General features: G+C 73.1%; 15 protein-coding genes. 6 read left to right on the top strand and 9 right to left on the bottom strand.

Going from position 1 to position 14,496, the window contains the following annotated elements:
• Positions 1 to 6: 6 nt before the first annotated feature.
• Together ABD385_RS14160 and ABD385_RS14155 are read right to left on the bottom strand one after the other, a co-directional pair.
• Positions 7 to 594 carry a hypothetical protein gene (locus tag ABD385_RS14160; RefSeq protein ID WP_344575537.1) on the bottom strand — a complete coding sequence of 196 codons (588 nt, stop codon included), beginning with the start codon at positions 592 to 594 and terminating at the stop codon, positions 7 to 9.
• A gap of 87 nt (positions 595 to 681) precedes the next feature.
• The gene (locus ABD385_RS14155) at positions 682 to 1,824 is read right to left on the bottom strand and encodes a magnesium and cobalt transport protein CorA (protein WP_344575536.1); all 1,143 of its coding nucleotides are present in this window, start codon (positions 1,822 to 1,824) and stop codon (positions 682 to 684) included.
• A gap of 506 nt (positions 1,825 to 2,330) precedes the next feature.
• Here ABD385_RS14155 and ABD385_RS14150 point away from each other — a divergent pair.
• Entirely contained in the window at positions 2,331 to 2,915 is a 585-nt protein-coding gene (locus ABD385_RS14150; RefSeq protein WP_016574155.1) for a suppressor of fused domain protein, read from the top strand.
• A gap of 54 nt (positions 2,916 to 2,969) precedes the next feature.
• On the opposite strand, the gene ABD385_RS14145 is transcribed toward ABD385_RS14150, so the two are convergent.
• A complete protein-coding gene (locus tag ABD385_RS14145; RefSeq protein ID WP_344575690.1) occupies positions 2,970 to 4,151 on the bottom strand; it encodes an MFS transporter in 1,182 nt (393 codons plus the stop codon).
• 353 nt (positions 4,152 to 4,504) lie between these two features.
• Here ABD385_RS14145 and ABD385_RS14140 point away from each other — a divergent pair, with 353 nt between their 5' ends.
• From ABD385_RS14140 to ABD385_RS14130, 3 genes are all read left to right on the top strand, one after another.
• A complete protein-coding gene (locus ABD385_RS14140) occupies positions 4,505 to 5,143 on the top strand; it encodes a DUF6758 family protein (RefSeq protein WP_344575535.1) in 639 nt (212 codons plus the stop codon).
• A 188-nt stretch (positions 5,144 to 5,331) separates the two neighbouring features.
• The gene (locus tag ABD385_RS14135) at positions 5,332 to 6,186 is read left to right on the top strand and encodes a PHP domain-containing protein (RefSeq protein ID WP_344575534.1); all 855 of its coding nucleotides are present in this window, start codon (positions 5,332 to 5,334) and stop codon (positions 6,184 to 6,186) included.
• Positions 6,187 to 6,349: 163 nt separating this feature from the next.
• Positions 6,350 to 6,955: a MarC family protein gene (locus ABD385_RS14130; RefSeq protein ID WP_055584733.1), complete on the top strand. Its 606-nt coding sequence runs from the start codon at positions 6,350 to 6,352 to the stop codon at positions 6,953 to 6,955.
• Between the two features lie 142 nt (positions 6,956 to 7,097).
• Here the strand turns inward: ABD385_RS14130 and ABD385_RS14125 are convergent, their stop codons facing one another.
• Positions 7,098 to 7,253: a hypothetical protein gene (locus tag ABD385_RS14125; RefSeq protein WP_016574150.1), complete on the bottom strand. Its 156-nt coding sequence runs from the start codon at positions 7,251 to 7,253 to the stop codon at positions 7,098 to 7,100.
• A 210-nt stretch (positions 7,254 to 7,463) separates the two neighbouring features.
• On the opposite strand from ABD385_RS14125, the gene ABD385_RS14120 reads away from it, so the two are divergent.
• The gene (locus ABD385_RS14120; RefSeq protein WP_344575533.1) at positions 7,464 to 8,390 is read left to right on the top strand and encodes an NYN domain-containing protein; all 927 of its coding nucleotides are present in this window, start codon (positions 7,464 to 7,466) and stop codon (positions 8,388 to 8,390) included.
• A gap of 43 nt (positions 8,391 to 8,433) precedes the next feature.
• Here ABD385_RS14120 and ABD385_RS14115 read toward each other — a convergent pair whose 3' ends face one another.
• Together ABD385_RS14115 and ABD385_RS14110 are read right to left on the bottom strand one after the other, a co-directional pair.
• Positions 8,434 to 9,300 carry an alpha/beta fold hydrolase gene (locus ABD385_RS14115; RefSeq protein WP_344575532.1) on the bottom strand — a complete coding sequence of 289 codons (867 nt, stop codon included), beginning with the start codon at positions 9,298 to 9,300 and terminating at the stop codon, positions 8,434 to 8,436.
• 138 nt (positions 9,301 to 9,438) lie between these two features.
• The gene (locus ABD385_RS14110) at positions 9,439 to 11,931 is read right to left on the bottom strand and encodes a DEAD/DEAH box helicase (protein WP_344575531.1); all 2,493 of its coding nucleotides are present in this window, start codon (positions 11,929 to 11,931) and stop codon (positions 9,439 to 9,441) included.
• A 203-nt stretch (positions 11,932 to 12,134) separates the two neighbouring features.
• Here ABD385_RS14110 and ABD385_RS14105 point away from each other — a divergent pair, with 203 nt between their 5' ends.
• Positions 12,135 to 12,872 (top strand): ferritin-like fold-containing protein, encoded by a 738-nt coding sequence (locus tag ABD385_RS14105; protein ID WP_344575530.1) that lies wholly within the window; start codon positions 12,135 to 12,137, stop codon positions 12,870 to 12,872.
• 5 nt (positions 12,873 to 12,877) lie between these two features.
• Here the strand turns inward: ABD385_RS14105 and ABD385_RS14100 are convergent, their stop codons facing one another.
• The 3 genes from ABD385_RS14100 to ABD385_RS14090 all read right to left on the bottom strand — a co-directional run bounded on the left by ABD385_RS14100 (position 12,878) and on the right by ABD385_RS14090 (position 14,441).
• Positions 12,878 to 13,171, bottom strand: a complete 294-nt coding sequence (locus tag ABD385_RS14100; protein ID WP_344575529.1) for a hypothetical protein — start codon at positions 13,169 to 13,171, stop codon at positions 12,878 to 12,880.
• 259 nt (positions 13,172 to 13,430) lie between these two features.
• Positions 13,431 to 13,658 carry a DUF3107 domain-containing protein gene (locus ABD385_RS14095; protein WP_344575528.1) on the bottom strand — a complete coding sequence of 76 codons (228 nt, stop codon included), beginning with the start codon at positions 13,656 to 13,658 and terminating at the stop codon, positions 13,431 to 13,433.
• A gap of 141 nt (positions 13,659 to 13,799) precedes the next feature.
• Positions 13,800 to 14,441 carry a TetR/AcrR family transcriptional regulator gene (locus tag ABD385_RS14090; protein ID WP_016575982.1) on the bottom strand — a complete coding sequence of 214 codons (642 nt, stop codon included), beginning with the start codon at positions 14,439 to 14,441 and terminating at the stop codon, positions 13,800 to 13,802.
• Positions 14,442 to 14,496: the final 55 nt, after the last annotated feature.

The following is a 14,496-nucleotide window of genomic DNA, read 5'->3' as shown; positions in this document are numbered from 1 at the left end:
TGGGCGTCAGCCCTTGCGGCCCCGGCGCAGCAGCTTGGGCAGCGCGGCCGGAACCGGCCGGCGCGTGGTCGCCGGCGAGGCCAGCGGCGGGGCCGCGTGCGCGTCGTCCGGCATCCGGCCGGGACGCTGGACCGCGGCGCCGGCCGGGGTCAGCCGCAACACCCGGCACTGGCGGGCCCAGCGCTCGGTGAGGGTGTCCGCGTCCGGTGCGTTGAGCCGCTTGCCCTTCAACTCCTCTACGGTGGCCTGCCACGCGTCGCTGCCGGGCGCGAGTTCGCGGACCTCGGCGGGCCAGGCGACCAGCCGACCGCCCTTGTCCTTGCTGCGCACGGTGACCGTCGCGGTGCCGCCGTCGGTGAGCCCCAGCGCGGCCAGCGGCTGCTCGGTGCTGCCGGCGCGCTCCGCCCCGGCGTCCTCCCGGTGGTCCTCCGGGCCCGCGTCGCCGACCAGGCAGACCGCCCCGTCGTGCCAGACATGCCACAGGGCCCGCGCCGGTCCGGTCGCCCCGCGCACCCAGACCAGGCCGGACTTCTTCGTGGCCTCTTCGATGAGCGCCCGATCCAGCAGGGCCTGCGACACGGTCTCCTCCGTCATGGCCCTCAGCCTAATCGGCCCGGTGGTGGCGGTCCGGGGCCGCCCAGGCGGTGAGACGCCGCCCGGCCGCGCCCCCGACCGGCCGGGTCACAGCCAGCCGTTGCGCTTGAACCCGCGGTGGATCCCCAGGCAGATGCTGACCGTGACGAGCATCATCGCCGGGTAGCCGTACTTCCAGTGCAGCTCCGGCATGTACTCGAAGTTCATGCCGTAGATGCCGGCGATCATCGTCGGCACGGCGAAGATCGCCGCCCAGGCGGTGATCTTGCGCATGTCCTCGTTCTGCGCGACGGCGGCCTGCGCGAGGTTGGCCTGGAGGATGGAGTTCAGCAGGTCGTCGAAGGACAGCACCTGCTCGTTGACCCGCGCCAGGTGGTCGGCGACGTCCCGGAAGTACTTCTGGATGTCGGCGTCCACCAGCCGCATCGGGCGCTCGCTCAGCAACTGCATCGGCCGCAGCAACGGGGACACCGCGCGCTTGAACTCCAGTACCTCGCGCTTGAGTTGGTAGATCCGACCGGCGTCGCCGCCCTTGGCCGTGCCCTGGCCGCCGGCCCCCTTGCCGCTGGCGCCCTTGCCGTTGGTGCCGGAGCTGAAGACGTCGATCTCGACCTCGTCGATGTCGTCCTGGACCGCGCCGGCGACCGCCATGTAGCCGTCGACGACCTGGTCGGCGATGGCGTGCAGCACCGCGGACGGGCCCTTGGCGAGCCGCTCCTGGTCCTCCTGGAGGCGGTGCCGCAGCGCGCGCAACGAGCCCTGGCCGCCGTGCCGGACGGTGACGATGAAGTTCGGGCCCGTGAAGCACATCACCTCGCCGGTCTCCACGACCTCGCTGGTCGCGGTCAGCTCGGCGTGCTCGACGTAGTGCACGGTCTTGAAGACGGTGAACAGGGTGTCGTCGTACCGCTCCAGCTTGGGCCGCTGGTGGGCGTGGACGGCGTCCTCCACGGCCAGTGGGTGCAGCCCGAACTCCTGGGCGATGCCGGCGAATTCGGCCTCGGTCGGCTCGTGCAGGCCGATCCAGACGAAGCCGCCCTCGTCCCGGACGCCGGCGATCGCCTCGGCCGGGGCGAGGTGCCCGCGCACGCGCTGGCCGTCGCGGTACACGCCGCAGTCGACGACGGCGCTGTTGGCGCAGGCGGGCGCGGCGGAATCGGCGCGGTAGGGGGCGTCGTCGCGGCGCCGGGCGGGGCGGACGGCGGCGCGCAGGTCGCGGATCATCGACATGGCAGGCTCCTTCGGGGCCGACCGTCAGCGGCGAGCGCGGGCGCAACGCGGCCCGGAACGAGGACGTACGAGGCGTCGTCGGCCGTACGTCCGCAAAGCGGGCGGCGCTCGGTGCGGGGCTACTGACGGCAGTTCGCTGACATCACGGAACTAAGAGTCGGAGGCGCTCTTCCGCCATCTGCATCCGGAGCAAAAAGACTTCACGGGTTTCGCCGCGGTGCGGCTGGGTACTGAAGCCCTCGGATCAGAAGATTCGCTACGCGAACGGGATGACGGGAGAACTGTCGGTACTGCACGGTCGACTTGGATCCACCGCAGCCCCACCTCCTCCGGCCGGTCCCCGCTGGGGGACGACGTCATTCCCTGACCAGACGGCAAGGCTATCAGTCGTCCTCAGCGCTCAGGCTCCCCTTTGCCCGTTCCATACGAAACGCCGTGCGAAGCCGCAGCTCACGGGCTCCCGGGGGCGGGCGTTCGGGTGTGGGGGCGGCCCCTATGCTCGGCGCATGTCTGACGTTCTTGAGCTGGTCGAGGCCCGGTTGCGCACGGCACTGGGCGAACCGGACGCGCGTGCCGCCGTCACCTTCCTCGGCACCGACCGCATCGAGGTGCTGCGCTTCGTCGACGGGGACGTGCTCCGCTACGCCACCCTCGGGATGTCCGCCCAGCCCATGGCCGATCCCACCGCGGTCGTCGCCGACCCGCTGCGCGGCCCGCGGGCCGAACTCGTGCTCTCGGTGCGGGCCGGCCGCGCGGACACCGACAAGGCGCTCCGGCCGCTCGCCGTTCTCGCCGCGGCACCGCAGGTCGAGGGCGTGATCGTGGCCCCCGGGGCGTCGTTGGACGTGGGGGACCCGCTGTGGCCGGGGGCGCCGTTCACCTCGGTGCTGGTGGGCGCGGCCGGCGGCCTCGTCGAGGACCTGGAGTTGGACGAGCCGCGGGACCCGGTGAGATTCCTGCCACTGCTGCCGATGACGCCGAACGAGGCCGCCTGGAAGCGGGTGCACGGCGCCGAGGCGCTCCAGGCGCGCTGGCTGGAGCGGGGCACCGACCTGCGCGACCCGCTGCGCACGGGGGTGGCGCTGGACTGACGCCGCCGCCCCGTCCGCGCGCGGGGCGGACGGGGCGTCAGCTCGCCCTTCGGCCTACTGGTCGGCGAAGACCGCGACCCCGTCCTCGGTCGCGTGCCGGGGCTCCAACTCCTCGGCGCGCAGGGTCAGCGCCCGCCGGCGGACCGCGACGACGCCGGCGCCGACCGCCGCGGCCAGCGCCGCGACCACGAACGGGACGCGGATGTCGGTCCACTCCGCGATCTTCGGGGCGAGGAACGGTGCGGCCGCCGCCGCGAACCAGCGGACGAAGTTGTAGCCGGCGCTGGCCACCGGGCGCGGAGCGTCCGAAACGCCGAGGGCCAGCTCGGTGAAGACGGTGTTGTTCAGGCCGATGAAGGCGCCCGAGACGACGGTGCAGACGACGGCGGTGGTGTGGTCGCCGTAGCCCAGGACCACCAGGTCGACGGCGAGCAGCAGAAGCGAGCCGCCGAGCACCCGCAGCGAGCCGAAGCGGCGCTGGAGCCGGGGCGCGAGGAGCACCGAGAAGACCGCGAGCAGCACGCCCCAGGCGAAGAAGACCCCGCCCGACTTGTACGGGGACATGTTCAGCACGAACGGGGTGAACGCCAACACCGTGAAGAACGCGTAGTTGTAGAAGAACGCGGAGACGGCGGCGGAGGCCAGCCCGCCGTGGCCCAGCGCCCGGATCGGGTCCAGCAACGAGGTCTTGCGGGCCGGCCGGGGCTGCTCCTTCAGGAAGACGGTGATGGCGAGGAAGCCGATGGCCATCAGGACCGCGGTGCCGAAGAACGGGTAGCGCCACTTCATGTCGCCCAGGACCGCGCCCAGTAGCGGGCCGCAGGCCATGCCGAGCCCGAGCGCCGACTCGTAGAGCAGGATCGCCGCCGCGCTGCCGCCGGCCGCCGCGCCCACGATCACCGCCAGCGAGGTGGAGACGAAGAGCGCGTTGCCCAGGCCCCAACCGGCGCGGAAGCCGACCAGTTCGCCGACCGAGGACGAGGTGCCGGACAGCGCCGCGAAGACCACCACCAGGGCCAGCCCGGCGAGCAGCGTCTTGCGCCCGCCGATGCGGCTGGAGACGAAGCCGGTGACCAGCATCGCGACGGCGGTGATCAGGAAGTAGGAGGTGAAGAGCAGGGAGACCTGGCTGTTCGAGGCGTTCAGGCCCTTGGCGATGGACGGGAGGATCGGGTCGACCAGGCCGATGCCCATGAAGGCGACGACCGAGGCGCCGGCGGTGGCCCAGACGGCCATCGGCTGGCGGAGGAGCGAGGGGCCGGCTGCGTGTCCACCGCCGCCGCCCCGGGCGGAAGCGCTCGGCGAGGCGCCCGGGGGGTCCGCGAAGGGATCGTCGTGGGTGCCGCCGCCGTGGCTGCTGCTGTGCATGCCGGGGTTCCCCTTCCTGCTGTGCGTGCGCCCGAAAGTCGTTGCTGTTTACACAGAATAAGTTAGGTCGACTAAATGGTGCAAGTTACAACTAAGAAGGTGGGGGTGTGCGGTGCGGTGGCCAGAACCGGTCAAGTGTGCGGTCCCGTACGTGATTAGGGGCACACCGGTCGGGTGATCGTCCTTGACGGGGCGGCGGTGCTGGAGGACCGTTGGTCCTTATGAGGGGCGAACCCAGTTGCCCGAAGTGCGGAGGCCGGGTGCGGGCCCCCGGTCTCTTTTCCGATACCTGGCAGTGCGACGCGCACGGCACCGTGCATCCGCTCCAGCCGGTCGTCCCGCCGAGCGTCGAGGCGCTCGGCGTCGTCGTGCACCGGGCCCAGGTGCCCGTGTGGATGCCCTGGCCGCTGCCGGTCGGCTGGTTGTTCACCGGGGTGGCCTGCGCCGGCGACGACCGCAGCGGCGGCCGGGCCACCGCCGTCGCCTGCTCCGGACCCGGCCCGCTCGGTGGCCCCGGTGAGCTGCTGCTGGTCGCCGAGGAGTTGGGCGTCGGGCTCGGCGCCCGCTACGCCGGCATTGACGGCCCCGACCCGGGCCCCCAGCTGGGCATCGACAAGCCGCCGCACGCCAAGGTGCTGGCCGCCGGCCGGCCGACCGCGATGTGGCAGGTGCACGGCGCCCCCGCGGACCGTGCGGTCTTCGCGGGCGAGGCCCGCGGCCTGTGGCTGTGGGCGATCGCCTGGCCCGAGCAGTCGGGACTGCTGATGTACGACGAACTGGTGCTGACGGATCTGCGGGAAGCCGGTGCCGAGGTGGATCTGCTGCCCTGCGGGGCCTTGTCGCCGAGGATTCTGAGCTGAGCGGAGCTGGGCGGCTGCGGTTCCTCGGGTGGGCGGGGACCCGCTCGGGCGGGGGCACGTCCGGGTGCCCGGTATCCTTCCTGTAGTCCGTGGTAGTGCCGTGCAGTCCTTACGGTGCCCCGCGGCCCGGTGCCCGGTCCTCCGGTCGCACCGCCGTGTCCACCCCGCAGCAGTCTGGAGCCCGTGTCGTGCGCATCGATCTGCACACCCACTCCACGGCTTCCGACGGCACGGACACCCCCGCGGAGCTGGTGCGCCAGGCCGCGGCCGCCGGTCTGGACGTCGTCGCGCTGACCGACCACGACACCGTGCGCGGGCACGCCGAGGCGCGCGCGGCGCTCCCCGAGGGCCTGACGCTGGTCACCGGCGCGGAGCTGTCCTGCCGGCTCGACGGGATCAGCCTGCACATGCTCGCCTACCTCTTCGACCCCGACGAGCCGGAGCTCGCCCGCGAGCGGGAGCTGGTCCGGGACGACCGGGTGCCGCGCGCCCGGGCCATGGTCGGCAAGCTGCGCGAGCTGGGCGTCCCGGTCACCTGGGAGCAGGTGGCGCGGATCGCCGGTGACGGCTCCGTGGGGCGGCCGCACATCGCCACCGCCCTGGTCGAGCTGGGCGTGGTCGACTCGGTCTCCGACGCCTTCACCTCCGCGTGGCTGGCCAACGACGGCCGGGCCTACGTGGAGAAGCACGAACTCGACCCGTTCGACGCGATCCGCCTGGTCAAGGCGGCCGGCGGGGTCACGGTCTTCGCGCACCCGCTCGCCGTCAAGCGCGGCACCTGCGTCCCGGAGAGCGCGATCGCCGAACTCGCCACGGCCGGCCTGGACGGCATCGAGGTCGACCACATGGACCACGACGTCGCCACCCGTGCCCGGCTGCGCGGGCTCGCCGCCGACGTCGGACTGCTGACCACCGGCTCCAGTGACTACCACGGCAGCCGCAAGACCTGTCGCCTCGGCGACTGCACCACCGATCCCGAGATCTACGGGGAGATCGTGCGCCGGGCCACCGGCGCTTTCCCGGTCCCCGGCGCGGGCGGCTGAGCCCCGCGGGCGTCGGCCGTCCGGCCCGGCGCGTCCCGTAGGCCCCCGGCGGGGTGCCTGCGCAAATTCCTTCTTCGTTCCCACGGGCCCTGCCCCGGCCGTGCCGCGTTCCGGTCCCGTGCGCCTCCTTTCCGATCGTCCGTACCACCGCAAGGCCAGCACCGTGTTCGACGTCGCCGTCTTCAGTACCCTTTTCGTCACGCTTTTCGTGATCATGGACCCCCCAGGGATCACCCCGATATTCCTCGCCCTGACCTCCGGCCGCGCGGCCAAGGTGCAGCGCCGGATGGCCTGGCAGGCCGCCACCGTGGCGTTCTGCGTGATCGCGCTGTTCGGGCTCTTCGGCAAGCAGATCCTCGGGCGGCTGCACATCTCCACGCCCGCTCTGATGATCGCCGGCGGGCTGTTGCTCCTGCTGGTGGCGCTGGACCTGCTGACCGGCAAGTCCGAGGAGCCGACCCAGACCAAGGACGTCAACGTGGCGCTGGTGCCGCTGGGGATGCCGCTGCTGGCCGGGCCGGGCGCGATCGTCTCGGTGATCCTCGCGGTGCAGCACGCCGACGACGCCGCGTCCCAGGTCGCGGTCTGGACGGCGATCGCCGCCATCCACGTGGTGCTCTACCTGGTGATGCGGTTCTCGCTGGTGATCATCCGGGTGATCAAGGACGGCGGGGTGGTGCTGGTGACCCGGCTGGCCGGGATGATGCTCTCCGCGCTCGCCGTGCAGCAGATCATCAACGGCGTGACGCAGGTGGTCCAGGGGTCCTGAGCGGCTCCGGACGTGACGACGCCCCCGTGCGGAGGTTCCGTACGGGGGCGTTCGCGTCTTCGGTGCGTCGCCGCCGGGCCGATCGCCGCAGGGACGTCACGCCGTCATGGCGTCGTCGGGGCGAGGTCGGCGGCGTCGGCGGTCAGCGGACGGCAGTGGCGTCGGCGGGGCGGATGTAGATGCGCTGCCCTATGGCGGCGGCCTGCTGCACGATCTGGTTGACGGAGGCGGCGTCCACGACGGTGCTGTCCACGGCGGCGCCGTCGGCATCGTCCAGGCGCATGATCTCGAAGCGCATGCGGCTTCTCCCTTCGTCTGATCCTCCTGCGGAGAACTCTTTGACAGGACTTGCCTGGCTTCGTTGCCAGGCGTTCCGTATGGGTACAACGAGCCTACAGCTGAAATGATTCCCTACGCTAACGAAAATTTTTGATGGTCTAAGGAATGCGTGTACGGAAACGCGAGTGGTTGTGTCCCGCGCGCGCCCGCCGGGACAATGGATCCCGCAATGAACGACCCCCAGCCCACGGGCACCACCGACCTCACCACGCTCGCCGCCGGCATCGAGCGCACCAACGAGCTGCTCGCCCGGGTCCTCGCGGAGGTCGCCACCACCCCGTCCACCCACGCGGTCTTCGCCGACGCCGGTTACGTCTACGCCGCCACCGGGCGGCTGGTCACCGGCACCGAGGACCGCAGGGCGTTCGAACTGGACGCCGAGGGGATCATCGAGGCGTTCATCGACAAGGCCCGGACGATCTTCCCGGACAGCCGGCTGCTGCGGGTCTACTGGTACGACGGCGCCCGCCGCCGGATCCACACCCAGGAGCAGCAGCGGATCGCCGAACTCCCGGACGTCAAGGTCCGGCTCGGCAACCTCAACGCCCACAACCAGCAAAAGGGCGTCGACTCGCTGATCCGCACCGACCTGGAGTCGCTGGCCCGGCACCGGGCGATCACCGACGCGGTCCTGATCGGCGGCGACGAGGACCTGGTCTCCGCGGTGGAGGCGGCCCAGGGCTACGGCGCGCGGGTCCACCTATGGGGCATCGAGGCCCCCGGCGGCCGCAACCAGGCCGAGCCGCTGCTGTGGGAGGTGGACAGCGCGCGCACCTTCGACCTGGACTTCTGCAAGCCGTACGTCACCCGGCGGGCGGCCGGCGAGCTGCCCGAGGCGGGCGCCGCCGAGGGGCCCGCGCCGACCCGCGAGGAGGTCCGGTTCGTCGGGGCGCGGGTCGCCGCCCAGTGGCTGTCGGAGCGCGGACCGGCCTGGGTGGCCGACCTGCTCCCCGGCCACCCGTACCTGCCCGGCGCCGTCGACCAGGAGCTGCTCACCGCCGCGGAGGCGCTGCTGAAGCACTCCCTGCGCGGCCACGCCGATCTGCGGCGGGTGCTGCGCGACGGGTTCTGGGACCACGTGCAGGGGCGCTTCTAGGGCGTCAGAAGCGCCCTGGGGCCGACGGGTCGGCTCCGCGGGATCAGCCGACGTCGCTCCAGAAGCCGGCCAGTGCCCCGGCGGTCTTCTGCGGCCGCTCGGCGTTGGGGGAGTGCTCCGCGCCCTCGACGACCGTGCGCCGGGCGGAGAGCCGACGGGCCATCGCGTCCATCAGCGGCACCGGCCAGGCGTAGTCGACGGTCCCCGAGACGACGTGGACCGGCAGCCCGGTGCGGGCCAGTTCGGCGACCCGGTCGGGCTCCGCGAGCATCTGCCGGCCGGTCGCGATCAGTTGCTCGGGCACGGTGTTCAGCCAGCGCTGCCGCAGGAACGCGGTCAGCTCCGGCGCCAGCGCCTCGTGCGCGGCCTCCGGCGGGTTGAGCGCCTGCATCGCCGCCCAGACCTGCTCCATGCCCATCGTGCCGAGCGCGTCGATCAGCATCCGCACCCGGGTCTGCTGGGTCGGTTCGATGGCCGCCGGCCCGGAGCTGAGGACGGTCAGCGAACGGAACGGCGTCGGGTCGTGGAGCACCGCGGCCCGGCTGACCAGCCCGCCGAGGGAGTGCCCCAAGAGGTGCAGCGGCCCGTCCCCAAACGCCTGTAGGGCCCGCGCCTGGGCCTGCACGTCGAGCGCCAACTCCCGCTGCTCGTAAGCCTGTTGGTCGCGCGGGCCGGGCGTCTGGTGCTGTCCGCGGCCGTCCACCGCGACCGTTCGGAACCCGGCGGCGGCCAGCGGCGCCAGCAGCGCGATGAAGTCCTCCTTGCTGCCGGTGAACCCGGGGACGAGGAGGGCGGTGCCGATCGGTGCGCCGTCGGGCCGGGCGTCGTGCACGGCGAACGCACCGCGCGCGGTGTCGAGCCGGTGCGCGCGGGCGCACGGCGGCAGCGTGAGGGTGGGCGGCCTGCTCATGGGGTGAGGTTATCGGGGTGGCCGGGGAAATCCCGATCGGGACGCCTGCGCCGCCCGAGGCGCGGGTCCCGGAACGCCGACGACCCGGCGCCCGCACGAAGCGGGGCCGGGTCGTCGGGTGCCGTCGGGCCGGTCGGCTCAGCCTTCGACCGGAGCGGCGTCCGCGGTCTTCTTGGGGGCGGCCCGCTTGCGGGTGCGCTTGGGCTTGGCCTCCGCGCCGTCCACCACGGCCACGACCTCGGGAGCGGCCTCGGCGGCCTTCGCGGCGGCGGTCTTCCGCGTCCGCTTGGGCTTGGCCGGCGCCTCCCCGTCGGTGGCCTCGGAGGGCTCCGCGGCGGCCTTCTTGGCGGCGGCCGTCTTGGTCGCGGCCGTCTTGCGGGTGCGCTTGGGCTTGGCCGGGGCGGCGTCGACGCCCTCCGCCGTCGCCACGACCGCTTCGGCCTCGACCGCGGGCTCCGCGGCGGCGGCCTTGCGGGTCCGGGTCCGCTTGGGCTTGGCCGGCGCCTCGACGTCCACGACCACCGGGGCCGTCGCGCCGGCGTCCACCGCATCCGCGGCGACCGCGGTCTTCTTGGCGGCGGCCCGCTTGCGAGTGCGCTTCACCGGGGCGGCGTCCGCGCCCTCGGCCGTCGCCACGGCGGCCTCGGCCACCGGCTCGACGAGCGCCTCGGTCACGGCCGGTGCGGCCACCGGCTCGACCGCGGCGGTCTTGGCGGCGCTGCGGGTGCGGCGCCGGCGCGGCGCGGCGGCCGGGTCCTGGCCCGCCTCGGCGTCCGGGACGGCCGCGGGGGCCGGCACCGTGGCGGCCTCGGCGTCCGCGTCGGCCGTGGCCTCGCGGTGCTCGGCGACCGCGGCCTCACTGGCGGCGGTGGCCACCGCGCCCCGGGTGCGGCGCCGGCGACGGGGCGTGCGCGGGGCCGCGGCGGCCTCGCTGCCCTCGGCGGTGCGCACCGCGGCGTCGGCGGTGTTGCCCGGCTCCGGCGCGCCCGCGGCGGCCGTCTCGTCCAGCAGGGCCCCACCGCGCGTCCGGCGCCGCTGGCGCGGCGTCCGGGTGCGCCGGGGCTCTTCCCGGGTCTCCTTCTCGGCCCGGTCGCCGGACCGCCGGCCGCGCCCGCGGCCCCCGGTCTCGCCGAGGTCCTCGACCTCCTCGGCGGCCAGCCCGGCCCGGGTGCGCTCGGCGCGCGGCAGCACGCCCTTGGTGCCCGCGGGGATGCTCAGCTGCTCGTAGAGGTGCGGCGAGGTGGAGTAGGTCTCCTCCGGCTCGTCGAACGACAGCTCCAGAGCCTTGTTGATCAGCTTCCAGCGCGGGATGTCGTCCCAGTCGACGAGGGTGACCGCGGTGCCCTTGGCGCCCGCCCGGCCGGTGCGGCCGATGCGGTGCAGGTAGGTCTTCTCGTCCTCGGGCGACTGGTAGTTGATGACGTGCGTGACGCCCTCGACGTCGATGCCGCGGGCGGCGACGTCGGTGCAGACCAGCACGTCGACCTTGCCGTTGCGGAACGCGCGCAGCGCCTGCTCGCGGGCGCCCTGGCCGAGGTCGCCGTGGACCGCGCCGGCCGCGAAGCCGCGGCGGGCGAGCTGGTCGGAGATGTCGGCGGCGGTCCGCTTGGTGCGGCAGAAGACCATCGCCAGCCCGCGACCGTCCGCCTGGAGCATCCGGGCGACCATCTCCGGCTTGTCCAGCGAGTGCGCGCGGTAGACGTGCTGGGTGATGTTGGCGACCGTCGCGCCCTGGTCGTCCGGGGCGGTGGCGCGGATGTGCGTCGGCTGCGACATGTAGCGGCGGGCCAACGAGATGACCTGGCCGGGCATGGTCGCCGAGAACAGCATGGTCTGCCGCTTGGCCGGCAGCAGCTGGATGATCTTCTCGACGTCGGGCAGGAAGCCCAGGTCGAGCATCTCGTCGGCCTCGTCCAGGACGAGGGTGCGCACGTGCGACAGGCTCAGCTTCTTCTGGCCCGCCAGGTCCAGCAGCCGTCCGGGCGTGCCGACGATCACGTCGACGCCCTTCTTCAGCGCCTCGACCTGCGGTTCGTAGGCCCGGCCGCCGTAGATCGCGAGGACCCGGACGTTGCGCACCTTGCCGGCGGTCAGCAGGTCGTTGGTGACCTGCTGGCACAGCTCGCGGGTGGGCACGACCACGAGGGCCTGCGGCGCCTCGGTCAGCTGCTCGGGCGTGGCCCGGCCGGCCTCGACGTCGGCGGGGACGGTGACCCGCTCCAACAGCGGCAGGCCGAAGCCGAGCGTCTTGCCGGTGCCGGTCTTGGCCTGGCCGATGACGTCGTTGCCGGAGAGGGCGACGGGGAGCGTCAGCTCCTGGATGGGAAAGGGGGAAACGATGCCGACGGCTTCCAGGGCCTCGGCAGTCTCGGGGAAGATCCCGAGATCTCGAAACGTCGTAGACAGAGTCTTGCCTCTTCTGTGAGACGCGGCGGGAGGCGGCGGAGGGGGTCGTACCGCGCCGTCGTACGGGTTCGTACGGGGCCGACCTACTGGGCCGGATGGCGCGGGACCACTGCCGTCGCTCAGGCACTCCTGCCGCGAGCGGTGTCCCTCCTGCTGTGCGCACGTCGCGTACGCGCCGCGGGGGAGGGCGGTCGGGTGGAGCCGATCGGGCCACCGACCGGGCATCCGCTTTCGTGGAACGACCCACCGACTACTCGGCGGGTCCTTTAGCACTGTACCCCGGATGTGGGCCCTGAATCCGAAGGCGTGTATGACTGAGGAATTCATCACGGCGCGCCGCACCCGTCCCGACGATCACACGCACGGGTGGTCGAGCCATGGCTGACCAGGGCCTTCCGCGGCCCCTCGGGCGGGCTATTGTGCCGGTCATGGAGACGCCTGACAACGCCGCTGCTGACGCCCAGGAACACACCGGAATCGCCGCCCAGGACTGGAACCGGGCATCCGTCGACCCGCAGTACCGGGCCGCCGTGATCGACCTGCTCGGCGCACTCGCGTACGGCGAGCTGTCCGCCTTCGAGCGCCTGGCGGAGGACGCCAAGCTCGCCCCCACCATGGACGACAAGGCCGAACTGGCCAAAATGGCGTCGGCGGAATTCCACCACTTCGAGCGGCTCCGGGACCGGCTCGCCGAGATCGAGGCGGAGCCGAACGAGGCGATGGAGCCGTTCGCCGCCGCGCTGGACGAGTTCCACCGCCAGACCGCGCCGTCGGACTGGCTGGAGGGCCTGGTCAAGGCGTACGTCGGCGACTCGATCGCCAGTGACTTCTACCGCGAGGTCGCGGTGCGGCTGGACTCCGACACCCGCGACCTGGTGCTCGCGGTGCTGGACGACACCGGGCACGCCACCTTCGCCGTGGAGAAGGTCCGGGCGGCCATCGAGGCCGAGCCGCGGGTCGGCGGGCGGCTGGCGCTGTGGGCCCGCCGCCTGATGGGCGAGGCGCTCTCGCAGGCCCAGCGGGTGGTCGCCGACCGCGACGCGCTCTCCACCATGCTGGTCGGCGGCTTGGCCGACGGCTTCGACCTGGCCGAGGTCGGCCGGATGTTCTCGCGGATCACCGAGGCGCACACCAAGCGGATGGCGTCGCTGGGCCTCGCGGCCTGACGCGGTCAGCAGGCCGTCCGGTGGCCCTTCAACGGGGTGGCCGGGCGGCGGGGCCGGCGGCGCGGCGGGCGCACCAGGACCGACAGCAGCGCGGCGCCCACGGCGAACGCGGCGACCATCACCTGCACCGGGTGGCCGGGCCCCAGGATCGAACGGGTCAGCAGGGCGCCGAGCAGCGCCGCGACCGGCCCGGTGGCCAGCGTCAGGACGCGGTCGGGGAACCGCTCGGGCAGCCATCGCCGGGCGGACAGGGCGATGGCGAATCCGACGATCACGGCGCCGAGCGCTTCCCAGATCATGCTGTTCCCTCCCGCTGACGAGGCCGATCGGTCGAACAAATCGGTCGTAGGCGGTCGTACCCAGGGGCCACCGGCAACAACCCTCCGGCGCGGGCCCGCTTGTCCGGTCAGCGTGCGCCTGCGTCCGCCCTTCGGGCAAGGGATTTCGGGCGTGGATTTCCGGTGTCGCGGCGGACGCCGGCGCCAGCTGGGAACGCCACAGGGCGGCGGCCCGGAGAACGCTCTCCGGGCCGCCGCCCTGCGGTGTCGGTGCCGCCGCTCAGGGTGCGCCGAAGCCCACCTTGCGGGCGGTCGGCTCGCCGAGCTCCACGTAGGCCACCCGGCTCGCCGCGACGAGGACCCTGCGACCGTGATCGTCCACCAGGCTCAGCAGCTCCGCCTTGCCGGTCAGGGCGTCGCTCACCGCGCGCTCGACCTCCTCCGCGGGCTGCCCGCTCTCCAGAACGATCTCGCGCGGCGCGTGCTGCACGCCGATCTTGACCTCCACGGCTACTGTCCCTCCGATGGTCTGGGGGTCCCCCGACGTCAGCCGGGGGAGGGTGCGCGGCCAGCCGCGCGGTACGCAGCCCACATTAGCCCGGTGCGGGGACGGACAGGACGTCACCGAACACGCCAGCAGCGAACACGGTCAGTGGGTGTCGGTGCCGTGCAGCGGGAATCCGGCGATGCCCTTCCAGGCGAGCGAGGTCAACAGCTGCACCGCGGTGTCCCGCGGCACCTGGCTCTTCGAGGACAGCCAGTACCGCGCCACCACCTGGGAGACCCCGCCCAGGCCCACGGCCAGCAGCATCGACTCGTCCCGCGACAGCCCGGTGTCCTCGGCGATCACCGCGCTGATCGCCTCGGCGCACTCCAGCGACACCTTGTCCACCCGCTCGCGGACGGCCGGCTCGTTGGTCAGGTCCGACTCGAAGACCAGCCGGAAGGCGCCGCCCGGGTCCTCCACGTACGCGAAGTAGGCGTCCATGGTGGCCGCCACCCGCTGCTTGTTGTCGTTGGTGGACTCCAGGGCGGTGCGCACCGAGTGCAGCAGCGCCTCGCAGTGCTGGTCGAGCAGGGCCAGGTACAGCTCCAGCTTGCCGGGGAAGTGCTGGTAGAGCACCGGCTTGCTGACGCCGGCCCGCTCGGCGATGTCGTCCATCGCGGCCGCGTGGTACCCCTGCGCGACGAACACTTCCTGGGCCGCGCCCAGGAGCTGGTTGCGCCGGGCTCGGCGTGGCAGGCGCGTGCCCCGCGGGCGCGCCGCCTCGGTCTGCTCGATGGCGCTCACGCTGCCTCCCAGAGATCGTTCCGTTCGCGGTCCGTACGAGGTGGTGCACCGCGGC

This window comes from Streptomyces lunalinharesii, assembly GCF_039532155.1.
In the GTDB taxonomy this organism is placed as follows: domain Bacteria; phylum Actinomycetota; class Actinomycetes; order Streptomycetales; family Streptomycetaceae; genus Streptomyces; species Streptomyces lunalinharesii.
This window is presented reverse-complemented; position numbering and strand designations above follow the sequence as displayed.